We start from the raw sequence: 25,668 nt of genomic DNA, 5'->3' as shown, positions 1-25,668 counted from the left end.
ACAAAATGTTAAGTAATAAGCGTGTAACATAATTTATTTTTGAGCGTCTTACCGCGTTAAGACATCAACTTAAATAAAAAACAATGAAGAAAATTGTATTGACCACAGTAGCCATTAGTATGCTATTAGTTGGTTGTAACACAGCAAAAACAGCTAAGGCAACCGGAAACGATTTGGCGGTAACAAACCCCATTGAAACGGCTCTAGACCTTACAAAAGTAGAAAACGACAAGGTGCCTGTAAGTATTAACCCGGGGCGTTTTACAGCAGAAACGGTAACCTATAGATTACCAAGAGTGGTACAAGGGACGTACTCTGTTAGTGATTTCGGAAAATATATAGACGATTTCAAAGCCTTAGATTATAATGGGAATGTGTTGCCCTCTAATAAATTGGATACTAATACTTGGACCATTACAAATGCATCCCAATTAGACAAAATTGAATACTATGTTAACGATACTTTCGATGTGGAAAGTGTTGGCGGTATTGGAGGAGAACAGCCTTTTTCTCCAGCAGGAACAAACATTGAAGAAACAAACTACGTGTTAAATTTACACGGGTTTATTGGGTACTTCGATGCTTTAAAGAATGCGCAATATAATTTAGAAGTTACAGCACCAAGTTCATTTTTACGCACGTCTGCTTTGCAGGAAACGGGTTCTAAAGTGAGTGAAGATGGTAACATTACAACATCAACCTATTTTGCACCTCGTTATTTTGATATTACTGATAATCCTATGTTTTATGGGGAATTAGATGTTGAAGAATTTCAGGTGGGCGATATTAAAATCGTATTGAGTGTCTATTCTCCAAACAAAAAATATTCTGCAAGTCAGTTAAAGGAGGTGATGCAAAAAATGATGCAAGCTCAAAAAGCGTACTTAGGAGCTGTAAATAGTACACCGCGTTACGATATTTACTTATACCTTTCTGATGGTGCAGAAACGTCACCAAAAGGTTTCGGTGCTTTAGAACACCACACATCTACGGTAGTTGTTATGCCAGAATCGATGCCAGAAGCAGCGCTTTACGAAAGTATGATTGATGTTGTTTCTCACGAATTTTTCCATATTGTAACGCCTTTAAGTGTGCACTCTGAAGATGTTCATTATTTTGATTACAACTCACCAAGTTTTTCTAAGCATTTATGGATGTATGAAGGGGTAACAGAATATTTTGCAACGTTATTTCAAGTCGATCAAGGTTTAGGCTCTGAAGAAGAGTTTTACGATAAAATAATGGGTAAAATCCAAACGGCTTCTGCAATGGATGATACTATGAGTTTTACAGCAATGAGTGAAAATGTTTTAGATGAACCGTATGCAGCACAATATCTTAACGTATACCAAAAAGGTGCCTTAATAGGAATGTCTATAGATATCATAATGCGTGAAGAAAGTAATGGTAATAGAGGAATTTTATCTTTAATGAAGGAATTATCTTTAAAATACGGAAAAAACAAACCGTTTGAAGACGATAATTTATTTGCTGAAATTACAGCAATGACATACCCATCGATAGGGGACTTTTTAACAACACACGTTTCAGGAACAACGCCAATAGATTACCCTGCACTTTTTGCAAAGGTAGGATTAGAGGTTGCTGAATCTAAAGTAAAAACAAACTATATTCAAAATAATGGTGCGTTTATCTTTAAACCAGATATGGCTAAAGGAACAATTGCTTTCTCTGAAGCTGTAAAAAACAACAGTTTTTGGGCTGAAAATGGTGTGTTACCAGGTGATGTTATTAAAACAATTGACGGTGAAGAATTAACTTTAGCGACTGCACAAAATATATTTTCTAAAGCCTTTGTATGGCAACCAGGAACGGCAATAGATGTTAAATTAGATCGCAACGGTACAGAAGTGGTTGTAAAAACGACCTTAACACAATCGTATACTTTAGGACAAAGTTTAAAAGAAATGCCTAAGGCAACTCAAGCTCAAAAAGACTTACGTCAAGCTTGGTTAAAAGGATAATATATATAGCATATTTAAAAAGCCAGATGAATTTATCATCTGGCTTTTTTTATATCCAAAAATAGGGAGGTTTTAATTATATTGCAATCGTAAAATAAAACGTGGTGCCTTTACCCAATTCTGATTCTAATTTAATTTTACCGCCCAAATTATTGATTAGTTTTTGAACTGTCGACAAACCAATACCGTGTCCTTTATTTCCGTTTCTATCCAAGTTTCCAACGGTAGAAAACAAGTTAAAAATCTCTTTCTGCTTGTCTTTAGGAATGCCTATTCCATTATCTGAAATCTTAAATTCTAATTGACTTTTTCGTTTTTTACATGCGATATCAATAATAACTTTTTCCTTATCATTATACTTTAAACTATTTCCTATAAGATTAAGAAAAATCTGTTCTAAAGCCGCGCGATTGCAATAAAGCTCTTCGTTTATCTCAGGAAAATTAATTTCGCAATCGATATTTATATTTAATAAATCGACAATCTCTTCGAGTAGTAAATGTAAATCGAAACTTTCTCTTACATTATCTAGTTTATCACTTTCATAATGATTAAGAAGCCCAGAAATATAGTCGCTAAGCGTAAAGGAAGATTGTTTTAAATAATCTAAATATTCAATACCTTTGGCGTCTAAAACAGTATTGTATTTCTTTCTTAAAATATCTGTAGTCACAATCATATTTGCTAATGGCATTTTCATATCGTGAGAGACGTGACCAGCAAAATTCTTTAAATTTTCATTCTGAATGTGTAATTCTTCTTTTGTTTCACGTAATTGAATATTACGTTTTCTAAGCTCGAATAAGTTAACTACCTGTTTGGCCATCGCAATTAGCACCTGCTTTTGTAAAGCGGTAAGTTTGCGTGGTTTCGTATCGAAAACGCATAACGTTCCTAAGGGTAAACCATCAGGATTTATTAACGATACTCCAGCATAAAAAATGGCGTTATGTTCTTTAACAATGGGATTATCATGAAAACGCTCGTCTTTTCTTGAGTCTTCAATAATAAAAATATCGTCTTCACACATTATCGCGTGGCCACAAAATGATAAATCTCGTGGTGCTTCATTAAAAGGAAAACCATAATGCGATTTTAGAAAATTTCTGTCAACATCCAGTAACGTAATAAGCGAAATAGGAATATTAAATATTGCCGCTATTATAGAAGTAATATTGTCAAAATCGCTTTCTGGTAGGGTGTCTATTAGTTTATATTCGTAAACAGCAGCCAATCTTGCCGACTCGTTACTGGGTATTTTTGGTGCTATCACGGAATTATGTTAAAATTAAGTTAAACAAAAATATAAAAAATTAAGATAATAATCATATAAAAATAAAAGATTCAGTATTTCGAAGTCTATAATTATTAAAAACCCTCAAAAACACCCAAACCAAATAACGCATAATCGTATTTAACCGGATCGTTTGGATCCAATTGATATAAGGCGTCATCTAATTCCTTTACCGCTTTTCCATCGTTTTGTTTTCGCTTTAATAACCCCAATTTACGTGCTACATTACCAGAATGCACATCTAAAGGACACGATAATTTACTAGGCGAAATGTGTTTCCAAAGGCCAAAATCAACGCCCGTATTATCGTCTCTTACCATCCAGCGTAAAAACATATTTATGCGTTTTGCGGCCGAATTCTTAAAAGGATCACTAATATGTTTCTGGGTGCGCTGTAAATGTTCTATTTCGAAAAAAGCGGATTTAAAATGGTGAATGGAAGCTTGTAAACCTTCCGTATTAGCGTGTTTAGAAAATACAGCTTCTAACCCGTTGTGGTTTTTATAAATATGTTGTAACCCTTGTATAAACGTGGCGAAATCGTATCCGTTAAACGTTCTATGTACAAAGTTCTCAAGTTTTATTAAATCGGTTTCTTCGTGATTTATAACAAAATCATAGGGCGAATGCTCCAATAATTCCATCATCTTGTTAGCGTTATTGATAATACTTTTTCGATTTCCCCAAGCTATGGTAGCGCTTAAAAAACCAGCAATTTCAATATCTTCTTTTATAGAAAACTGGTGCGGAATCTGAATAGGATCCGAAGCAATAAAACTAGGATTATTGTATAACTCCACTTTGGTATCTAAAAATTCTTTGAGTTCTGCTGTAGTCATTTTTGTTAGTGTTTAGAATAGCCACTTGTTATTCGCTATAAAAGATGAATTGCTGACTTTTAACTGTAAAATCCTTTTTAAGACTCTAAAAATAATAAACTTGGTATTATTAAAGAGGCATTAAATAATGCGTGTAAAACCATAGCGTAAACTAAGCCTATTTTTACGCGTAAAAACCCGAGTAAAACTCCCAAAACAAGTTGTGGAGCTACTAAAATAGGAGAGAAGATTAAGATCTTAAGCGTGAGGTCGTAATTAAAAATATGTATAAATCCAAACAGTAAAGTAAACGCATAAAAGGCCGTTTTAAAAAAAGTTTTATTTTTACAAAATAAGGTAATGGGAGCACGAAAGAGCAGCTCTTCTAAAACAGGCGCAACAATGGCAACCAACAATAAAATAACTGGTGGAGAGTAGTCTTTAAAAAGTTCGGTGGTGGCGTGCTGGTCCATGCTGAAAACGCTAAAATTTTCTAGAATACTAATTAAAATAGATAGAAAAAATGAAATGGCAAAAGCTAAAACTAACGTTTTTAATACGAGTTTTAATTTCTCAGTGATAGAGAGTTCTAAGGCATTACATGTTGGATTTTTTAAATAGCTAGTAATTGTTTTTAAAAGTATCGTCATATTTACTGGTCCATAATCTTACCGTCCACCATTGTTAATTTTCTGTCGGCAAGATTGGCTAAATCTTCATTGTGTGTAACAATGACAAAGGTTTGTCCGTATTCATCTCTCAATTTAAAAAATAAATTGTGTAAATTTTCGGCACTTTCGCTGTCTAAATTCCCCGAAGGTTCATCGGCAAAAATAAGTTCTGGATTGTTAACCAAAGCGCGTGCAACGGCAACCCGCTGTTGTTCTCCTCCAGATAATTCGTTGGGTTTATGGTCGTATCGATGCGATAAACCTAAGAAGTCTAACAGCTCTTGGGCTTTTTTTATAGCGTCGGCTTTTGGTGTTTTTTTTATAAATGCAGGAATACAAACGTTTTCTAAGGCTGTAAATTCTGGCAATAATTGATGAAATTGAAAGATAAAACCAATATGTTGATTTCTAAATTTAGCGAGATTTTTTTCGGATAAATCAGGAATCGACGTACCGTTAATAAGTAAAGAACCCGTGTCTTTTTTAGAAATATGATCTAAAGTGCCTAAAATTTGAAGTAGCGTTGTTTTTCCTGCTCCCGAAGCGCCAACAATCGAAACTACTTCGCCTTTTTTAACATGTATGTTAACGCCTTTTAAAACGTGAAGGTCGTCGTAGTATTTATGGATATTTTCTGCTTTAATCATAGATAAAATTTAAAGCCTCAAAGTACTGCTTTCGCTTAAAAGGCACAACAATTATATGGTTTTAGATTTCTTTTTTAAAAGGGTCTTTATCGCATTGTAATCGATAAAATACACTAATTTCAACGATACGGTATTTCGCTTATTTTCATCAAACAATTTTCCTAAACTTTCAAAATAATCATCTTGTGAAGCTTCTGATAAATTGAATATAGAATTGCGATACAGTGCTGTTAAACGGCTACCCGGTGCAAATTGCCAGCTATAACTTAAATCTAAATTCCACGTATTGAAATTTATATCGGGGTCGTAACCAATAGACTCTTTCGTATAGGCCGGATTTTCTTGTAAACGGCCAGTATCTTGTAAGTTATATAATTGGTTTTCATAAGTAACTGTTCCTAAATAATTTCTAAAGCTTAAAGTAATCGCGTTAAAAGAATTAAAATTATAATTTCCAGAAATAGTGGTTTCAATATCGACGCGATCTCGCTGACCAAAGATTATATTACCATCTGCTTTAGTAACATAACCGCGATCGTTTGTATAATCGTCAAATTCAAAATCTAAAACCAACAGGAATTTATCGTTAAATTTAAATCGTGGGCCCACAGAAAACCAATAATTGTTAAACCCATATCGGTCTGCGTTGAATTGTTTGGCATAACCCGCGCTAGCATCTATAGAAAAGAACGTGTTGTAATTAGAAGAAATCCAGAAGTTGCTTTGCGCATAATTTTCGGTTAAAAAGAAACTGTCGAACCCATTTCTAGGTTCGAAAAAATCGTATTGTTTACCTATATTCCAATTAAAATTCATTCCAAAGCTGTGTAGAGTTTTAGTGGTAGCGTTAAACTCAGCGCCTACATTTGCGCCAGTGTAGGTAAGTGGCGCGCTTAAATTATTATAATTACCAGAAACACCAATATACAAATTGTTTAAAGTTTCTGTGGGTTCAAAAATACGGTACGATGCATTGGCAGAAAAGTTACTGTAATTATTTCGGTTTAAAATACCCAAATCATTTATATCGAAATCTTTATCGGCATAATTATGCGAAACATTAAAACGGTACTCGCCACTTGTTTTTCCAAACCCTAAGTACGAACTATATCCCTTTTTATTACCGTCGACATCGTTAAGAAGACTCATTTTGGCTTCTCCAACCACACCATACGTGTTGCTTTTATTTATTAAATCTAAGAGTAACGCCGTAACATTTGCGTCTCTAAAATCACCATTTCTAGTCACATTAGTATTAATTATGGTTGCTGAGGAGTTTTTATTAAATTGTTGATCTAACACCATTATATTATAATTGGCCAAAGGTTCAATGACTTGTTTGCGTTTAGATTGAATGGTTTCTTCGAGGTTCGACTGCGGATTTATTTTAGTTTCAGACGTATTAATAGTTACCGATGTTTTCTTGGTGATGGCATTAAAAAAACCAATTCCTAAACCTTTTTTTGTTCTTCCAGACACTTTAACGGCGTTTAGAAGTTGAATTTTCTCAGGATATTCCGCAATGTCCTCATTCTCGTCAATATCTGGATATACCGAAGGGTTTCTTCCTATGCGTCGCGAATAGAACAAATCACCCTTATTAAATAAATCGACACCTTCAGTAAAAAACTGGCGTTGCTCTGAAAATTGTTGTTCAAAAGGGCCAAGATTTAATTGCACATTATCAAAACCAGCCTGACTAAAATCAGGTATTAAAGTAGCATCCAACGTTATGTTTTCTGTAATACCATATTTTACGTCCAATCCGACAGCAAAATCGGTGTCCGTTTTCCCATCAAATTGCGAGACCAGAGAAGACGCGTAGGGGTAAAAACTTAATCGCGTTGGCGGATCTATATTCTGTATACCTACCAATTCACCATTGTACAACCCGATGCTGCTACCTGTGGTAATATCTATGGGATTCCAAGTCGATTGCTCGCTTGTTTTTTTAAAATGTCTATGAAACTGAATACCCCAAGTTGGGTTTTCTTGCTTTGTAAAACGGAGACAGCGGTATGGTATTTTTATTTCAACAATCCAACCATTGGGCATCACGCTAACGGCACTTTCCCAAACAGCATTCCAACCAAAATCTTCACCTATATTTGGCCTTTCAACAGCATCGGCTTGATTTCCTGTAGGAAACACAAAAAACTCGGTGTTATTCTGAGCATCGTTATTAGGATTAAAAACGACTCCGAAAAAATCATTTTGACCAAAATTATCGCGCTGATTAAATTGACGCATCATATCTTCTGGCACATCGTACAAATACGCCGAAATATAAATTCCTGTATTATCGTACGCCATTTTTACCTCTGTGCGTTTATTTTCAGGATCCGGTTTTCCTAACGTTGGTTTAAACTGTATAAAATCTGATGCTATTTGAGCATTTTGCCAAATATTATCGCTTAAAATACCATCAATTTTAGGCGCAATACTTGCTCGAGTTATCGTATATTTCTTCTTTGCCTGCGCCGTAGTGGGCACATTAAAAAGTAAAATAAGTAATAAGAGTAGGGGGTGTTTCATTAATGAAATGGTTAGCGTTAGTTTACGTTTAACTTTAGTATAGACGAGTTTTAATTTCAATTGTTACAATTTTACTCAAAAAAAAAGAAACTACTAAACTTATAAGCCTAACGAAACGTTAAATATCGTACAGTATGTAAGGTTTTTCGAGGAAGTCGCACTCATTTTAAGTAAATTTAAATTATGAAAGAAAATAATCTACAACGCGCCACTTTTGCCGGTGGTTGCTTTTGGTGTACCGAAGCCGTTTTCGATAGAATAAACGGAGTAGAATCGGTGATTTCCGGTTATACTGGAGGGGCTATAAAAAACCCTGCTTATAGAGAGATCTGCACTGGAAGAACGGGGCACGCAGAAGCTATTCAAATCTATTTCAATCCTGCTATCGTTAGTTTTACGGAGTTGATGGAAGTCTTTTTCGCGACGCATGATCCCACAACTTTAAATCAGCAAGGGCACGATAAAGGCACGCAATACAGGTCGGCTATCTTTTATGAATCGGAAGAACAAAAACATAAAGCCGACGCTTTTATCACTTTTCTAGGGTCTGAAAAAGTCTTTAAATCTAAAATTGTGACTGAAATCACAGCTTTGGGGGCTTTCTATAACGCTGAAGACGATCACCAGGAATATTACGAGAATAATAAAGAACAGTCGTATTGTCAATTCGTAATCAACCCGAAAATAGACAAGCTGAAAACGTATTACAGCGACAAATTAAAAGAACAGTGAATTGATTAATAGAAAATAATAATTGGACTATGCCCTATAAAAAATTTGAGGAGTATAATATGCAAGTTACAGACGATGTGAAGGATCGTTATAAAGCTATTATTGAGGATTTAGGTGAAAATACTGAACGCGAAGGATTATTAAAAACCCCAGAGCGCGCTGCAAAAGCACTGCAGTTTTTAACTCAAGGTTATGAGCAAGATGCCGCTGAAATTTTAAAAAGTGCGATGTTTAAAGAATCCTATAACGAAATGGTTATAGTAAAGGATATAGAATTGTATTCGCTTTGTGAACATCATATTTTACCATTTTTCGGAAAAGCACATATTGCTTACATCCCCAACGGTCATATTGTTGGCTTAAGTAAAATACCGAGAATAGTAGATGTGTTTTCGCGACGATTGCAGGTTCAAGAGCGTTTAACAGAGCAAATTTTAAATTGCATAAACGATACCTTAAAACCCGAAGGTGTAGCGGTTGTTATTGAAGCGTCACATATGTGTATGATGATGCGTGGTGTGCAAAAACAAAATTCTACCACCACCACATCTGGCTTTAGAGGTGCTTTTAAAAATATTGAAACGCGTACCGAGTTTTTAAAACTAATCAGTGAAAAACTATCGTAATTAGCTCACGTTTCAAGCCTTTAATTATTTAAAGTTATTGATTATTAAAGTTGTATTGTCAGTGTTATAAAAATGGAATAAAATTTGTATTAGGTTTAAAACAACTATACAAATTATCGATGAATTTAGAACATAGCAATAAATATAATAAACTAGCCTTAGGATTACTATTTGATGCCGTTGGTTACCTTAGTTTTATTATTCCAGGATTTGGAGAATTAACAGATTTTATATGGGCACCAATTTCGGCGTGGTTAATGACTAAAATGTACAGTGGGAAAAAAGGTAAAGTGGGAGCGGTTGTGTCTTTTGTAGAAGAACTATTACCCGGTTTCGATATTATTCCGTCGTTTACTTTAATGTGGCTTTATACCTTCGTGCTTTCATCTTCGAAAGAAAGTAGTAGTGAAATAGAGTAGTACTAATAAATAAAAAAAGCCAGTAATTAATTACTGGCTTTTTTTATATTGACAATATTCTATAAGATAAAAGTTAACCCGAGGTTAAAACTGCGCCCCATATTAAATATACCATCACTTTTTAATCGCGATAAATGATTAAAATATGTTTTATTCGTTAAGTTGCTTCCGCTTAGCGACACGCCACAAGTGGTATTAAACACGATGAATTCGCCACCAAAACCAGCACTTAATAAATTATAACTGTCAGTTGTTGTTTCGAAAGCACTGGTGTTATTTTGTTTAAATGTAGATTTCAACTTCACAAAAGCATAGCCTTTAGAGACTTGATTGTTTTTAAATTCTACACGGATTTTATTTGTTAAACTATTAGCGGGAATTAATGGCAAGTACGCGCCATTGTCTTGTTTACCAGTTACGGTCTCGAAGCTACTTTCTAAATGCAACCAATGTATAGGATGCGGGTGTAAGTGAAACCCAATTTCTCCTCCATATAATGAAGCGTCTTCTTGCAAATATAAAAACACAGGATCGTTATTTATAAGCGTTCCATTAGGCGTTAAATAAATATAGTTATTAATTGTATTATAGAAACCATTAACAAAAAACTCAAAATGTTTGCTACCATATTCTAAAGTTAAATCTGCTTGAATATTTTGTTCGTTTTGTAACTCTGAATTTCCAATTTCATAACGGTTCGTGCCTTCATGACTACCATTACTTGTTAATTCTGCCAAATTTGGCGCTCTAAACCCAGACGCCATATTTAGGCGTACAACAGTATTTTCTGTAAGGTTTGTTTTCACACCAACCGATCCATTAAAGCTGTTATAACTTTTATGTATTCCAGAATTCACCTTAATATCGCGCGTGTCGAAACGAACTCCCAATTGCAAGTCGGCGGCATTAAAATGAATGTGGGATGTTGCCAAAACTCCAAAATCGTTAATGGTGGCGTCTGGTATTAATTGTTCTTCACCATAGTTTTTATTGGTTTGATTCATACCTTGAATACCAACAATAGTTTCTATAGTTTCAGTTCTTGGCAAATTATATTTAATATCGTAATTCGCCGTTTTTAGCTTCATATATAAAGCAGGATCTAAAACACTTTCTTTCTCTGTGTGATCATAGGCATCATCTTGATGTTGTTCCTCTGCGGAATGATCATCGTGTTCATGGTGTTCCTCAAACTCTTTTCTGTCGTTATAAGTATAACCAAACGTATAATCTAAACGTGAATTCTTGAAAAAGGAAGTGGATTTTAAACTAAAAATATGATTCGTTAGGTCTTGATACGGTAATAAAGGTGCACGATTGGTAGATTGCTCACCAATTTCTTCTGGAATTCCTAATTTTGAATGATTTACGTTATATCTAAAATCCGTTTTAAAACCATCATTTTGGTAACCAATACCGGCTTTAAAATCTTGTTCTCTAAAGCGGGTGTTAGTCACTCGGTAGTCTTCTGTATTATAATCGGAGTGTTCTGCAAGGCTTCCTCTAAAAAGAAATTTTAAATTTTCTCCAGACGATTTATAGCCTGCATTTGTGCTATATCCTTTAGTATTACTAAAATATTTCCCTTCAATATTAGACGCCGAAGAATTTCTAGAGGCATACCTTTCTGGGTTTAAATATAAAACGCCACCCAGCGCATCGCTCCCGTAAAGTAATGAGGCCGGGCCTTTAATGACTTCTACGCTTTCTATGCCGGCATCGCTAATACCCAAACCGTGTTCGTCTCCAAATTGCTGATTTTCTAAACGGATACCTTGCGCGTACACCAAAACACGATTAGAACTTAAACCTCGAATAACTGGTTTCCCGATGCTAACCCCTGTGGAAACGCTTTCTACGCCCGCGATAGTGGATAGGCCTTCAGATAAATTCATAGCGCCTTGTTGTTGTAACGCTTTTATGTTTGCACGTTCCACTTTCATAACGTTCTCACTTTGTAATTTATGAAAAGGGGTGGAAATGATGACCTCCTCCATTTCTATAGCAGAAGGTTTTAATGCCATAGTTAGTGGGGTGTTTAATGGTAAAATGATATTCTGTGATGCCGTTTGATAGCCTACTATCGAAACAATAATATTTTGTGTACCTAACGGAATGCCTTTTAAAGTAAAGCCCCCTTCTTGGTTGGTTGTGGTGCCTTTTTCTAACTTAGGAATGTAAACCGTTGCAAATTCTATAGGGTGATTAGTGTCTTGATCTATAATGATTCCTGTAATATTCTGTTGTGAATACAGGTGTGTTGCCGCTAAAAATAGCAGTAGTGTATAAAAATATTTCATTGAAAAATGTAATTAATTTAATAAATAGTGGTATTTCACTTCCTAATGAAGCGAAAGAATAAAAAACTATAGGTTAAACTAATTGTGGAGGCCCCCGAAGAGAGTAGGGTAACCGTTGATAATCGCTAATAAACTGATATTGAGAACTTGATATTTTGAAGTTTTCTTCGATAGACAAAAACACGTAAGTATCGAAATTAACTGAAAAAACGTGATTTAATTTGAATTTATAAAATTCACACTCTATATCTATTTCGTGAATGTGAGTATCTTTTTCTCCCGTACATACTTCGTGTTTATGGTCTTCGAAAATATGGCAGAATTTAACAACAGTAGGTATCGCCACTGCAAAGACTAAAGCCAATGCGAGTAATTTTATACTAATATGTTGTTTAAACTGATGCATTTAATCTACAAATCTTCCTAATCCAAAACGGCGAATCATTTTCTTTTCGAATTCCCAAAAGAATTTAAACTGACCAAAAAGCCAACCAATACTAACTAAAAGAATCTGATAAAATAGAATCCCAATGATAATATATAAAAACCAATACACATAGATATTTAGGTTTTCTTTAGTAATTCCCATTAGTTTTATAATTGGTCGTCCAACAAATAAAGAAGACGATCCTGTAATGGCAAATACCATAAAAATACGAATGAGTTCCCAGCGGTGTGTTACAATCCATTTTTTCTCTAGCCTCTTAAATAGAAAAAGAATAAACTTTAATAGAATAAAGAATATTAAAAGCGCAAAAATTACTTTTAGACCATTAGGGTATTCTTCTCTAAATAAACCAGTTAATTTATAACTAGAATAAAATAGAATTAGTACTCCGAAAATTGGGAAAATAAATTGCCAATTCCTATCGATATCCCAGCGTGCTTTAAATTGTTTCATAATATACAATACAGCCGCAAATATAATTAATTTGAGGGGATTCTGCCGCCTAATAGGTTTTGTTTATAAGTGTTTTGGAAGTAAATAAAATAGTTGTACAGCTTGTAATTTAGCGCGTAACCGTAATCAATATTGTTTTGGTAGTTAATAGGGAGTTCGTAAAGCTTTGAATTGTAACGTAATGGTTGCGATACTCTTTGGTTCCACTCTGTAACATAACGGAAATTTCTATTTTCTAAGTACCCTTGGTTGTGAAAACCTTGAGGCTTCGCTGTAGATTTTAGCCAATAATTAAAACCAGGTTCTATAATTAGAATATCGTATTCTAGATTTTTACCAGAGATTGTAATGGTATCTCCAACTGCCGTATTAGTAGTCTGTTTTATATTTTCTGTCGTCTTTTCATTTGTTTTACAACTAAATGCTAGAACAGAAAACAGTAGTATAAGAGAGATGTTTTTCATTTTTTTTTTATTAAAAATACAATTTTTAAAGGGTAATAAAAAAAGAGCAAAACATAAGTTTCACTCTTTAGATTTATTAATACTATTATAGATACATTGTTAGGTTATTTTCCACCGAAAAGACCGCCTAATAATCCGCCAAGTCCACCTTTCTTCTTACTACCTCCAAGTAGCATACCAGCAACATCGTCGATAACGCTACCATCGCCGTCTGCATCTAGAATTTTTTCTAAGAAATTTTGTTCCTCTTTAGCGTCGTTTCCGCCCAATAATCCACCTAATAACCCAGATAAATCATTAGTTGAGCTTACGTTCTTTTGCTGTGCTTGTTGACCAATAATACCCATTAAAATGGGAGCAGCGACTTTTAATATTTGCCCTACAGATCCCACATCTAATCCTGCTTTTTGTCCGATAATAGATTCTACGCCTCGTTTTTTGCTGCCTAATACGTGATTTAATATTTTATCGCCATCATTTTTTACATTATCATCAACGCCACCAGAAAACAAATCACTCAAATTATCTAAAATTCCACCGCTGTGTTTACCTTGAATAGCATTCATTAAACCTTCTGCACCCTTCGGTGTAGCGGCGTTGCGCTCCATTGCTTTCATTAAAACTGGTAATGCCATTGTAAGTACACTACTTGTTTTGTCTTTATCTTGTCCTGTAGAACCTGCAACACCACTTATAATTGTTTGCCCAAGATCTGAGTTTAGTACGTCTAAAATTCCTGCCATTTCTTTGTTTTTCTGTTAATTAAAGTATTGATGTACTAAAATTACATAAAAAAAGCCATAAACATAAGTCTACGGCTTTTTAATTTCTGTTTACAGATTACAACACTGCGTGGTATTTTATTTTACTTTGTAAGTAATAAACGGCTAATTTGTTCTGCTAATTCTGTACCTATTCTATCTTGCGCTTCGTTTGTTGCTGCACCAATATGTGGTGTAAGCGATACGCGACCATTCATTAATACTTTAATTGCTGGTTTAGGTTCTTCTTCAAAAGTATCTAATCCTGCAAAAGCAATTTTTCCGCTATCTAAGGCATCAACTAAAGCAACTTCGTCAATAACTCCTCCACGCGCTGCATTTACAATACCGGCTCCGTTTTTCATTAGTTCGAATTGCTCCTTACCAATAACATAGCCTTTTTGAGCAGGAACATGCAGTGTTACAAAATCAGATTGTTTTAATAAATCGTCTAAGGCTACTGTTTCAATTTCAACATTTATAGATTGCCCATTGTAAAACTCTACTTTTATATCTTCTTTACCAATAAATTTATCGGTAGCAATTACTTTCATACCCACACCTAGAGCAATTTTTGCAACGTCTTTACCAATACGTCCAAAACCGACAATACCTAAAGTTTTACCTTTAAGCTCGATACCTTTAGCGTAGTTTTTTTTAAGTTTTTTAAATTGTGTATCACCATCTAAAGGCATATTTCTGTTCGAATCGTGTAAAAAACGGACACTACCAAATAAATGAGCAAATACCAACTCTGCAACCGATTGTGATGAGGCTGCAGGTGTATTTATAACGTGAATACCTTTATCTTTCGCATATTCTACATCTATGTTGTCCATACCAACACCACCGCGACCAATTATTTTTAATCCCGGACATGCATCGATAATTTCTTTTCTAACGGTAGTTGCACTACGTACTAAGAGTACAGTAATATTATTCTCGTTTATAAAATTTGCTAACTGCTCTTGAGAAACAGTGGTTGTTAAGACTTCAAATCCGGCCTCCTCTAATGCTTTAATTCCACTTTGTGAAACGCCATCGTTTGCTAATACTTTCATTTATTTAAGGTTTAATTTTGAAGAACTTCAATGTGATTCACTACCAGCACTTCAACTTAAAATTAATTTTATTTTTATAAGAAAATGGGTTACTTACGCCTGACTTTCTAATTCGCTCATTACTTCAACTAATGCTTTAACGCTATCTATTGATAACGCGTTGTACATTGATGCACGGTAACCACCCACACTTCTATGTCCATTTAATCCTCTAATTCCTGCTTCTTGGCACATTGTTTCAAATGTTTCTTTAAGGTCGTCATTTATAAGGGTGAAGGTTGCGTTCATATTCGAGCGGTCTTCTTTTGCAGAGTAGCCTTTAAATAACGGGTTTAAATCGATTTCCGAATACATAATACGCGCTTTCATTTCGTTAACTTTTTCGATTGCTTTTATACCACCAAGGTTTTTAAGCCATTCTAAAGTTAACATAGACGTATATACCGCAAAGACAGGAGGTGTATTAAACATACTGCTTTTATCGATGTGTATTTTATAATCCATCATCGATGGAATTTTGCGTGATACTTTTCCTAAAATATCTTCTTTAATAACAACAAGTGTCGTTCCTGCTGGGCCCATATTTTTTTGAGCCCCGGCATAAATTAAATCGAATTGAGAAAAATCTAAACTACGAGAAAAAATATCGCTACTCATATCGCAAACCATAGGAATATCGGTCTTTGGAAAACTTTTCATTTGTGTTCCAAATATGGTATTGTTAGACGTGCAATGGAAATAATCGTAGTCTGAAGGGATATCGTATCCTTTAGGTATATAATTAAAATGCTCTTTTTTAGACGATCCTACTTCATAAACATCGCCATACATTCTGGCTTCTTTAATAGCTTTATCGGCCCACGTTCCAGTGTTTAAATAACCAGCTCTTTTTTCTAGTAAATTTAACGCTACCATTAAAAATTGAGTGCTTGCTCCACCTTGTAAAAATAGAGCTTTATAACCTTTACCCTCTAAACCAAGAAGTTCTAGGGCTAAGGCGCTGGCTTTATCCATAACATCTACAAAAGGCTTACTTCTATGTGAGATTTCTAATAACGACAAACCGTTATCGAAATCTAAAAGCGCTTCCGAGGCTTTAGTAATTACTTCTCTTGGCAAGATACAAGGTCCGGCACTAAAATTGTGTAGTTTCATTAAGATGGTATTTAAAATCTTCCGTTAAAAAGACTGTTTTTTATTGTTATAAGTGCAAAGGTGATAAATAATGCCTTATTTTATGTTATTTAAATTATAATTTATTATCTATATTTTTAACAAAAAGTCGATCACGTTTACATCATCGGCATAATCCCAAAGCTCGGGTTTTTGCGTTTTTCCAAACGGAATTTCCGTATCAATAAAACCTTTAGAAACAATGCATTGTATCTGTTCTGCTTCCGTTTTTAATTTGTCTTGAAGTGCTTCGGTAGATTCGTAATATTCGTAAAATAGAGTAGCAATAGGTGAGGAGTAGCTTTCATCTTCTTTAATCATTAAGAAACCATTTTCAAGCATTTTAAATTCACTCATTAAGTACACCGCTTTATTGTAATCGTAATTATTGGCGTATTTATGTTCGTTTATAATGTCGTTCCAAGGAAACATAGCATTAAAGAAGGCATCAAAATTATATCCTTTAGGTAAAAATAACTTAGACACATTTCGGCATCCTAATCCGTAATATCTAAAAATATCTTCGGAAAGATCTTGCATCTGCTGTTCAGTTTCGTTCCCAGTTAAAACGGCTACCGAGTTTCTGTTTTTTCTAATTATAGAGGATTTACCTTTAAAATAATATTCGAAATAACGCGCTGTATTATTACTTCCTGTTGCTATAACGGCATCGAAATCTTTCAATTTACCTTCTGTAAAAGTTATTTTTCCTTTAAACTCAGGCTCTACCTGCTCTAAGTATTTTGCTAAATAAGGTAGAATATGTTTATCGTTAGACGATTGTTTAACAAGTACCGCGTGCCCGGAAATTAACACAGATATAAAATCGTGAAAACCAACGAGCGGAATATTCCCCGCCATAATAATAGCTACTTGTTGGGGCGAAACGGCATCAAAATTATACTCTTTAAGCCATTGCTCTAATTGAGAAGGTGTTAAAGACTGAGCCCAACCTTGCAATGCAAAAATAAGATTTTTTTGTGTAAACCAACCATTGTGCTCTTTGGCCAATTTTAATTGGTGTTTAAATCCATCGAAAAAAAGTTCATTGTAGTCTACTGTTTCATTTTTTACAGCTTCAGGCGTTGTAAACTGACTTAAAAAGGCTCCTAACTTAGTAAAAGCGTTAATTCTTTGATGTAAATTCATATAGTATTTGCTTATGAATGGTTTTGGCTTTAAATTTGTGCAAATTTAGAAAAAGAAAATGCTATGGCAATTATAATAACAGACGAATGTATAAATTGTGGTGCTTGTGAGCCAGAATGCCCTAATACTGCAATTTATGAGGGAGCGGATGACTGGCGTTATAAAGACGGAACTCAATTGGACGGCAATGTTGTTTTACCTAACGGAAAAGTAGTAGACGCCGATGAAACTCAAGAACCCATTAGTGACGAAGTATATTATATAGTACCCGATAAATGTACAGAATGTAAAGGATTTCATGACGAACCACAATGTGCCGCGGTTTGCCCTGTAGATTGTTGCGTTCCTGATGACGAACACGTAGAAACAGAAGAGGTGTTATTAGCAAAACAACGTTTTATGCACCCAGAAGACTAGATTATATTTCAAGTGATATAAAAAAAAATCTCAAGATTAAACTTGAGATTTTTTTGTTTTAATAGTTTTTTATTCCACATCAGACATTTCGAAAACTAAATACTCCATAATCCTATCGACATCCGAGAACCCTTGATCTGTATTTTCGGTATGGAAAGACGCGTAAAATACAGCGCCACTGCCTACAAGAAAAGTAAAGGCTAAGTCTTTATTTGCTGTTACAACACCAGAGTTGGTAGTGTATGTAACGGGGCCGTTTAGCCAAGATACGCACGTATTAGGATCGTAAGAATCGACAACCTGCCAGCTGTTTAAAAACGCATTAATCTCTATGTTATCGTCTATAGTCATTCCGAAATTTAATAACAACCACGCGTTTAAATCACCATTCAAAATGGTTGCATTTGTGGTTAGTGATATTCCACTCCTTTCAGGATCTAAAAAGGTTAAATAATCGGCTCCCGCATTGGTTATACTATTTAAATAACCTGAAGCCCAATCTGTAGCATAGAGAAATCCGCCGTTATTAACATAATTTAGTAGGTTACTATCGCTAGATACAAAACCGTCATTTAAACCGCAGTTAAGAAATAAAATATCGTAAGTCCCTAAAAGTGCAGGATCGGTAATTAAGTCGCTAAAGTCGAAAGAGACATTAGTGTTTAATTGCGGATTTTGAGCAGCATTTTTATTTTGAGATAAGCTGTGATTACCGTGTTTAGGAGTTGTTTGGTAAGGTACTCGGTTAGTGTTTACACCTTCAATAATATCGAATAACGGCGCACCGGTTATCGGGTTTACTAAACCAATATCGTATAAAACATTTTCTATATTATCGTAATTACCGGTGACTACACCAATTTTTGGTAGAATATCTAATTTGTAACTATCTAGAGTAGTATCGGTGGTTACTGCAATCTCGTGTTCGGTAGAAAATAAACCTTTAGAAAGCACTAATTTATAAGCACCTTCAGGCAAAGAGATGTTGAATTCACCTTTATTATTGGTTACTGTGTTTCCTTTAAGAGTAGCATTCGTATAAGCTTCCACTTTAGCATTAGAAATGGGATCGAGGTTGTTAGGCGCTAATAGCTTTCCGGAGATATTAATTTGATGTGGTTCTGGTTGAAGCTCATCTTCTTCAGAACAAGAAAAAAATAGAAATACCGATAAGCAACTTAGTAAAAATAGTTTCATAAGAATTATTTTAATGGTTAATAGTCTTTAAAAATGAAAACTTAATTTATATATTAAGTATCTTATAGATATAACAATCAGAGTTCATTTTCTCCTACTAATTTAATAAAATAACTTAAAACGCTGTGAGTTATATGTTTAAACATTTCGTTTTTTAGATTAAAAAATTGTAATTAATAGTATATTTGCGCCACAATAAATTATAATATGAAAGCAGGAATAGTAGGATTACCAAACGTAGGAAAATCAACTTTATTTAATTGTTTATCCAATGCCAAAGCACAAAGTGCAAACTTTCCGTTTTGTACCATAGAGCCGAATATTGGAGTTGTAAACGTTCCCGATACTAGATTAGAAAAATTAGAAAGCTTAGTAAATCCAGAGCGTGTTTTACCAGCAACTGTAGAAATAGTAGATATTGCTGGTTTAGTTAAAGGGGCAAGTAAAGGAGAAGGTTTAGGAAATCAGTTTTTAGCAAATATTAGAGAAACTGATGCTATTTTACATGTATTACGTTGTTTTGACAACGATAACATTATTCACGTTGATGGTAATGTCAACCCGATTAGAGATAAAGAAACTATAGATATCGAATTACAACTTAAAGATTTAGATACTGTAGAAAAAAAGCTTGATAAAGTAAAAAGAGCGGCAAAAACGGGAAATAAAGAAGCGCAAAAAGAAGAAGCGGTTTTATTAAAAATTAAAACCGGTTTAGAAGCAGGAATATCTGTACGTGCTTTAGAGTTTACAGACGATGAATATAACGATTACGTTACCCCATCTCATTTAATTACAGATAAGCCCGTGTTATATGTTTGTAATGTAGATGAAGGATCGGCAGTTTCTGGAAACGCTTATGTAGACCAGGTAAAAGAAGCTGTAAAAGATGAAAATGCTGAAGTTATAGTGCTTGCAGTAGGAACAGAAGCTGATATTACTGAGTTGGATGATTATGAAGAGCGCCAGATGTTTCTATCAGATATAGGTTTAGACGAAGCCGGTTCGGCAAAACTAATTCGTTCTGCTTACAAATTATTAAAGTTACAAACGTACTTTACAGCGGGTGTAAAGGAAGTTCGTGCTTGGACGATTGATGTAGGCGCGACGGCACCACAAGCAGCAGGAGTGATACATACCGATTTCGAAAAAGGATTTATTAGAGCTGAAGTAATAGGTTACGACGATTACGTAACTTACGGTAGCGAAGCAAAAACAAAAGAAGCAGGAAAAATGCGAGTAGAAGGGAAGACTTACATCGTTAAAGATGGCGATGTTATGCACTTTTTATTCAACGTCTAATTCTTATACCATACACGATTAAAAAAGCCAATATCTCTCGATATTGGCTTTTTTATGTTTTACGATAATACTGTTTATTAATGGTGTCATTTAAACTGCTAGACTCAAGCCGCAATTGTTATCACCAAATGGCGTTTGGCTCCTTCAAGCTATAAGTGAATAGAACGTGTATTTAAAAAGGTTCACACTTATTTGAATTAACATCATTAGTCAACATCACCATTCCTTCCGCCTATCTCAGAATTGGTAATAAGCACTTGTTTATTAGAAGAAAAATAAGCGAACTAAAAATCAAAAAATAACAACCCTTACATAGTGATTTAATTTTAGTATTTTAAACTAATTATACAAGTCAGACCAAAATCTAAAATTCATTATAGTATCCTACATTTCTTTAACACCATTATGCTATTAAAAAAAGTAAAAGTTTGTTAATTACTTTGTTGCTTTGAGTTTTCATTTTTTCTACGGATATGGTATATTAGCAATCGATCTAAACTTTCTCTTAATCACTATGTCTGAACAAACTAATTATACCGAAGATAATATACGCTCACTAGATTGGAAGGAACATATCCGTATGCGTCCAGGAATGTATATTGGTAAATTAGGAGATGGATCGTCTCCAGACGATGGTATTTACATTTTACTTAAAGAGGTGCTCGATAACTCAATCGATGAGTTTGTTATGGGCGCCGGTAAAACTATAGATATTTCTGTTCAAGGCAGCAAAGTTATTGTGCGCGATTATGGTCGAGGTATTCCTTTAGGAAAAGTGGTAGATGTGGTTTCTAAAATGAATACCGGGGGAAAATACGACTCTAAAGCCTTTAAGAAATCTGTAGGTTTAAATGGGGTAGGTACTAAAGCGGTAAATGCCTTGTCGTCCTTTTTTAGAGTAGAATCGTCTCGTGATGGAAAAAGTGCTTCGGCAGATTTCGAGCAAGGAAATTTAACTAATGAAGAGTTTTTAGAGGAAACCACACGTAGAAAGGGTACTAAGGTATCGTTTGTTCCAGATGAAGTCATATTCAAAAATTACAAATACCGAAGTGAGTACGTTGTAAAAATGTTAAAAAACTACGTATACCTAAATCCTGGGTTAACCATAGTTTTTAACGGTGAAAAATTTTTCAGTGAAAATGGTTTAAAAGATCTTTTAGCTGAAAATATAAACGCTACCGATTTACTTTATCCTATCATTCATCTTCGTGGTGAGGATATCGAGGTCGCCATTACGCACAGTAAAACACAATATAGCGAACAATACCATTCTTTTGTTAACGGACAAAATACAACCCAGGGTGGAATGCACTTAACGGCTTTTAGAGAAGCTTTAGTGAAAACAATACGAGAATATTACGGTAAAAATTACGAAGCTTCAGATGTTAGAAAATCTGTCGTCTCTGCCATTGCTATTAAAGTAATGGAGCCCGTATTCGAGAGTCAAACAAAAACAAAATTAGGATCTACAGATATGGGAGGTGAATTACCAACCGTTCGTACCTATATTAACGATTTTCTAAAAACACATTTAGATAATTACCTTCATAAAAATCCTGAAACGGCCGATAAAATTCAGAGAAAGATTTTACAAGCAGAACGCGAACGTAAAGAACTCTCTGGTATTAGGAAATTAGCCAAAGACCGCGCTAAAAAAGCAAGTTTACACAATAAAAAATTGCGCGATTGCCGAGTGCATTTTGGCGATGCTAAAAACCCTAGAAACTTAGAGTCTACTTTATTTATTACCGAGGGAGATTCTGCATCTGGTAGTATTACAAAGTCTAGAGATGTAAATACGCAGGCGGTATTCAGTTTAAAAGGGAAACCATTAAATAGCTACGGTTTAACTAAGAAAATTGTTTACGAAAACGAAGAATTTAATTTGTTGCAAGCCGCCTTAAATATTGAAGAATCGTTAGAAGATTTACGCTACAATAATGTAGTAATCGCTACCGATGCCGATGTTGATGGTATGCACATTCGTTTATTATTAATAACATTCTTTCTTCAGTTTTTTCCAGAAATTATTAAGGACGGACATTTATATATTTTACAAACGCCTTTATTTCGTGTACGAAATAAGAAGGAAACTATTTACTGTTATTCAGATGAAGAGCGTGTTAAAGCGATAGAAAAATTAAAACCAAAACCAGAAATCACCCGATTTAAAGGTCTTGGTGAAATCTCTCCAGATGAATTTGTGCATTTTATTGGCGATAATATTCGTTTAGATCCTGTAATGTTAGATGACAATATGAATATTGACGATTTATTATCATTTTATATGGGTAAGAATACTCCCACCAGACAAGAGTTTATAATAGATAATTTAAAGGTCGAGTTGGATGTTATCGAATAACTTCCTAGAGAAGAAAACAGATTTAATTATATTAGTTATCAAATAATTAAATGATTATACTATTAATTTACAGTGATTTATAGTTCATTTTGAAATTGAAAACACTGTATAAATTTTAAGGATTGAATTGGAGTTTAAATACAGTGATATTTAAAACAAAACTAATAAAATGCCTCCCCACGAAGGAATACGCAATATGGCAGAAGACAACGACGAACTAACAAACGATAACTTAGAAGATTTAAATACCCAGGAACCGCAAGAAACCATTACCCGAATTACAGGAATGTATAAAGAATGGTTTCTCGATTATGCTTCGTATGTAATTTTGGAACGTGCGGTTCCTGCAATAGAAGACGGTTTCAAACCGGTGCAGCGTCGTATTATGCATTCTATGAAGGATTTAGACGATGGGCGTTACAATAAAGTAGCTAATATTGTGGGGCATACTATGCAATATCACCCGCACGGAGATGCGAGTATTGCCGATGCAATGGTGCAAATTGGTCAAAAAGACTTGTTAATAGATACGCAAGGAAACTGGGGGAATATTCTTACAGGAGATCGCGCTGCAGCAGCACGTTATATAGAAGCAAGAATTTCAAAATTTGGAATGGATGTTGTTTTCAATCCAAAAATTACCCAGTGGCAATCTAGTTACGATGGCCGTAGAAAAGAGCCTATAAATTTACCGGTAATGTTTCCGTTGCTTTTAGCACAAGGAGGAGAAGGGATTGCTGTAGGATTATCTACTAAAATTTTACCTCATAACTTTATAGAGTTAATCGACGCTTCGGTAAAACATTTACAGGGTAAGCGCTTTACTATTTTACCAGATTTTCCAACAGCCGGAATAGCAGATTGTTCTGATTATAACGATGGTTTGCGTGGAGGGAAAGTACATGTGCGTGCTAAAATTTCGCAACTCGATAAAAACACGTTGGTTATTTCTGAAATTCCTTTCGGTACGACAACCTCCTCTTTAATCGATTCTGTTTTAAAAGCGAACGATAAAGGGAAAATAAAGATTAAAAAAATTGAAGACAATACGGCTGCCGAAGTGGAAATTCTTATTCATTTGCCATCAGGATTATCGCCAGATAAAACTATCGACGCCTTGTATGCGTTTACCAATTGTGAAACGTCTATTTCACCATTGGGTTGTGTTATTGAAAATAATAAACCATTGTTTGTTGGTGTTACCGAAATGTTACGCCGAAGTACTGATAATACGGTTCAGCTTTTAAAACAAGAGCTTGAAATTAAATTAGGAGAATTTGAAGAGCAATGGCACTTCGCGAGTTTAGAGCGCATTTTTATAGAAAATAGAATTTATCGCGATATTGAGGAAGAAGAAACTTGGGATGGCGTTATTTCTGCTATCGAAAAAGGACTTCAACCACATATAAAACACCTGAAACGTGCTGTTACTGTTGACGATATTGCGCGTTTAACGGAGATACGAATTAAAAGAATTTCAAAATTTGATATCGATAAAGCGCAACAAAAAATTGATGCTTTAGAAGAACAAATAGCAGAGGTTAAACATCATTTAGCACATTTAATAGAGTATGCGATCGCTTTTTTTACACGACTTAAAAAAGAGTATGGCGCCGGTAGAGAACGAAAAACAGAATTAAGAACGTTTGAAGATGTCGATGCTACCAAAGTGGTGATTAGAAACACAAAGTTATACGTTAATAAAGAGGAAGGTTTTATTGGTACGTCTTTAAAGCGCGATGAATATGTTTGCGATTGTAGTGATATAGACGATATTATTGCATTTACTGCCGACGGTAAAATGATGGTCTCAAAGGTAGATTCTAAAACCTTTGTTGGCAAAGGCATTATATACGTAGCAGTATTTAAAAAGAAAGATAAACGTACCATTTATAATTTGGTGTATAAAGATGGAAGCAAAGGCCCTTCTTATATTAAACGTTTTGCAGTAACTTCTATTACTCGCGATAAAGAATACGATTTAACCAATGGTAATAAAAGTTCGAAAGCACTATATTTCACTGCGAACCCTAATGGAGAAGCTGAGGTAATTACCGTGTTTTTACGACAAGTGGGAAGTGTAAAAAAATTAAAATGGGATATCGATTTTGCTGATATTTTAATAAAAGGAAGAGCTTCTAAAGGTAATTTAGTGAGCAAACATCCTGTTAAAAAGATAGAATTAAAAGAAAAAGGTGTGTCGACTTTAAAGCCTAGAAAAATTTGGTACGACGATACTGTGCAGCGTCTTAATGTTGATGAGCGCGGAGAATTAGTTGGTGAATTTAGAGGAGAAGATCGTATTTTGGTAATTACCCAAAAAGGGATTGCGAAAACTATAATTCCTGAAGTGACTACGCATTTTGATAATGATATGTTGGTGATGGAAAAGTGGGTGCCTAAAAAACCTATTTCAGCAATTTATTTTGATGGAGAGAAAGAGATGTATTACGTAAAGCGTTTTATTATCGAAAATGAAAATAGAGAAGAGCAGTTTATTTCTAATCATCCCAATTCGTTTTTAGAAATTGTATCTACCGATTGGAAGCCTATGGCCGAAATAGAATTTAAAAAAGAAAGAGGTAAAGATCGCAAAGAGAATGAGCCCATAAACTTAGAGGAATTTATCTCTATTAAAGGAATTGCTGCGCAAGGGAATCAATTAACGAAAGACAGGGTAAATGCCATCCATATAATGGAATCTATTCCTTACGAAGCACCAGAAGAAATTCCAGCGGAAGATTTAGAAGTAATTGAAGAAGAGGATATGTCTGTTTCAAAAACAACAGATGATGAGACTAAAGCTTCAAATTCAGAAGATGATAATGGCCAGTCTACATTATTCTAATCT

At 34.5% G+C, this 25,668-nt stretch carries 22 protein-coding genes; 8 read left to right on the top strand and 14 right to left on the bottom strand.

What is annotated here, in order from left to right:
• Nucleotides 1-83: 83 nt before the first annotated feature.
• Nucleotides 84-1,985 carry a M61 family metallopeptidase gene (locus ES676_RS05375; RefSeq protein ID WP_148369110.1) on the top strand — a complete coding sequence of 634 codons (1,902 nt, stop codon included), beginning with the start codon at nt 84-86 and terminating at the stop codon, nt 1,983-1,985.
• Nucleotides 1,986-2,061: 76 nt separating this feature from the next.
• On the opposite strand, the gene ES676_RS05370 is transcribed toward ES676_RS05375, so the two are convergent.
• The 5 genes from ES676_RS05370 to ES676_RS05350 all read right to left on the bottom strand — a co-directional run bounded on the left by ES676_RS05370 (nt 2,062) and on the right by ES676_RS05350 (nt 8,010).
• Complete coding sequence (locus ES676_RS05370; RefSeq protein WP_148369108.1) at nt 2,062-3,258, bottom strand: sensor histidine kinase; 1,197 nt, start codon at nt 3,256-3,258, stop codon at nt 2,062-2,064.
• Nucleotides 3,259-3,353: 95 nt separating this feature from the next.
• Complete coding sequence (locus ES676_RS05365; protein WP_148369106.1) at nt 3,354-4,118, bottom strand: TIGR02757 family protein; 765 nt, start codon at nt 4,116-4,118, stop codon at nt 3,354-3,356.
• A gap of 77 nt (nt 4,119-4,195) precedes the next feature.
• The gene (locus tag ES676_RS05360) at nt 4,196-4,747 is read right to left on the bottom strand and encodes a CPBP family glutamic-type intramembrane protease (RefSeq protein ID WP_148369104.1); all 552 of its coding nucleotides are present in this window, start codon (nt 4,745-4,747) and stop codon (nt 4,196-4,198) included.
• Nucleotides 4,748-4,749: 2 nt separating this feature from the next.
• Nucleotides 4,750-5,415, bottom strand: coding sequence for an ABC transporter ATP-binding protein (locus ES676_RS05355; RefSeq protein WP_148369102.1), 666 nt, complete (start codon nt 5,413-5,415; stop codon nt 4,750-4,752).
• 51 nt (nt 5,416-5,466) lie between these two features.
• Entirely contained in the window at nt 5,467-8,010 is a 2,544-nt protein-coding gene (locus ES676_RS05350) for a DUF5916 domain-containing protein (protein ID WP_317130823.1), read from the bottom strand.
• Nucleotides 8,011-8,133: 123 nt separating this feature from the next.
• Here ES676_RS05350 and msrA point away from each other — a divergent pair, with 123 nt between their 5' ends.
• From msrA to ES676_RS05335, 3 genes are all read left to right on the top strand, one after another.
• Complete coding sequence (gene msrA, locus ES676_RS05345) at nt 8,134-8,682, top strand: peptide-methionine (S)-S-oxide reductase MsrA (RefSeq protein ID WP_148369100.1); 549 nt, start codon at nt 8,134-8,136, stop codon at nt 8,680-8,682.
• Nucleotides 8,683-8,711: 29 nt separating this feature from the next.
• Entirely contained in the window at nt 8,712-9,308 is a 597-nt protein-coding gene (folE, locus tag ES676_RS05340) for a GTP cyclohydrolase I FolE (RefSeq protein WP_148369098.1), read from the top strand.
• Nucleotides 9,309-9,427: 119 nt separating this feature from the next.
• Nucleotides 9,428-9,727, top strand: a complete 300-nt coding sequence (locus ES676_RS05335; RefSeq protein ID WP_148369096.1) for a hypothetical protein — start codon at nt 9,428-9,430, stop codon at nt 9,725-9,727.
• A gap of 59 nt (nt 9,728-9,786) precedes the next feature.
• Here the strand turns inward: ES676_RS05335 and ES676_RS05330 are convergent, their stop codons facing one another.
• The 8 genes from ES676_RS05330 to ES676_RS05295 all read right to left on the bottom strand — a co-directional run bounded on the left by ES676_RS05330 (nt 9,787) and on the right by ES676_RS05295 (nt 17,536).
• Nucleotides 9,787-12,027 (bottom strand): TonB-dependent receptor, encoded by a 2,241-nt coding sequence (locus ES676_RS05330; protein ID WP_148369094.1) that lies wholly within the window; start codon nt 12,025-12,027, stop codon nt 9,787-9,789.
• 73 nt (nt 12,028-12,100) lie between these two features.
• Entirely contained in the window at nt 12,101-12,433 is a 333-nt protein-coding gene (locus tag ES676_RS05325) for a hypothetical protein (RefSeq protein WP_246124453.1), read from the bottom strand.
• Nucleotides 12,434-12,928, bottom strand: coding sequence for a DUF6787 family protein (locus ES676_RS05320; protein WP_148369092.1), 495 nt, complete (start codon nt 12,926-12,928; stop codon nt 12,434-12,436). It lies immediately after the preceding gene.
• A 26-nt stretch (nt 12,929-12,954) separates the two neighbouring features.
• A complete protein-coding gene (locus ES676_RS05315) occupies nt 12,955-13,392 on the bottom strand; it encodes a DUF6146 family protein (protein WP_148369090.1) in 438 nt (145 codons plus the stop codon).
• Between the two features lie 104 nt (nt 13,393-13,496).
• The gene (locus ES676_RS05310) at nt 13,497-14,135 is read right to left on the bottom strand and encodes a DUF937 domain-containing protein (protein ID WP_148369088.1); all 639 of its coding nucleotides are present in this window, start codon (nt 14,133-14,135) and stop codon (nt 13,497-13,499) included.
• Between the two features lie 122 nt (nt 14,136-14,257).
• Nucleotides 14,258-15,214 carry a D-2-hydroxyacid dehydrogenase gene (locus ES676_RS05305; RefSeq protein WP_148369086.1) on the bottom strand — a complete coding sequence of 319 codons (957 nt, stop codon included), beginning with the start codon at nt 15,212-15,214 and terminating at the stop codon, nt 14,258-14,260.
• A 93-nt stretch (nt 15,215-15,307) separates the two neighbouring features.
• Nucleotides 15,308-16,369 (bottom strand): 3-phosphoserine/phosphohydroxythreonine transaminase, encoded by a 1,062-nt coding sequence (gene serC, locus ES676_RS05300; RefSeq protein WP_148369084.1) that lies wholly within the window; start codon nt 16,367-16,369, stop codon nt 15,308-15,310.
• A gap of 108 nt (nt 16,370-16,477) precedes the next feature.
• The gene (locus tag ES676_RS05295; protein WP_148369082.1) at nt 16,478-17,536 is read right to left on the bottom strand and encodes an acyl-CoA reductase; all 1,059 of its coding nucleotides are present in this window, start codon (nt 17,534-17,536) and stop codon (nt 16,478-16,480) included.
• A gap of 63 nt (nt 17,537-17,599) precedes the next feature.
• On the opposite strand from ES676_RS05295, the gene ES676_RS05290 reads away from it, so the two are divergent.
• Complete coding sequence (locus ES676_RS05290; protein ID WP_148369081.1) at nt 17,600-17,953, top strand: 4Fe-4S dicluster domain-containing protein; 354 nt, start codon at nt 17,600-17,602, stop codon at nt 17,951-17,953.
• Between the two features lie 69 nt (nt 17,954-18,022).
• Here the strand turns inward: ES676_RS05290 and ES676_RS05285 are convergent, their stop codons facing one another.
• On the bottom strand, nt 18,023-19,150 hold the full coding sequence (locus tag ES676_RS05285) for a carboxypeptidase-like regulatory domain-containing protein (RefSeq protein ID WP_148369079.1): 1,128 nt from the start codon (nt 19,148-19,150) through the stop codon (nt 18,023-18,025).
• Nucleotides 19,151-19,357: 207 nt separating this feature from the next.
• Between ES676_RS05285 and ychF the strand changes: the two genes are divergently transcribed.
• The 3 genes from ychF (at nt 19,358) to ES676_RS05270 (ending at nt 25,665) form a co-directional block, all read left to right on the top strand.
• Nucleotides 19,358-20,452, top strand: coding sequence for a redox-regulated ATPase YchF (gene ychF, locus ES676_RS05280; RefSeq protein WP_148369077.1), 1,095 nt, complete (start codon nt 19,358-19,360; stop codon nt 20,450-20,452).
• A gap of 514 nt (nt 20,453-20,966) precedes the next feature.
• A complete protein-coding gene (locus ES676_RS05275; RefSeq protein ID WP_148369075.1) occupies nt 20,967-22,817 on the top strand; it encodes a DNA topoisomerase IV subunit B in 1,851 nt (616 codons plus the stop codon).
• 196 nt (nt 22,818-23,013) lie between these two features.
• Entirely contained in the window at nt 23,014-25,665 is a 2,652-nt protein-coding gene (locus ES676_RS05270; protein ID WP_148369202.1) for a DNA gyrase/topoisomerase IV subunit A, read from the top strand.
• Nucleotides 25,666-25,668 lie beyond the last annotated feature (3 nt).

Source organism: Bizionia saleffrena (assembly GCF_008086175.1).
Taxonomy (GTDB): Bacteria; Bacteroidota; Bacteroidia; order Flavobacteriales; family Flavobacteriaceae; genus Bizionia; species Bizionia saleffrena.
Note: the sequence above shows the minus strand (reverse complement) of the source record. Positions and strands in the feature narration are given on the sequence as shown.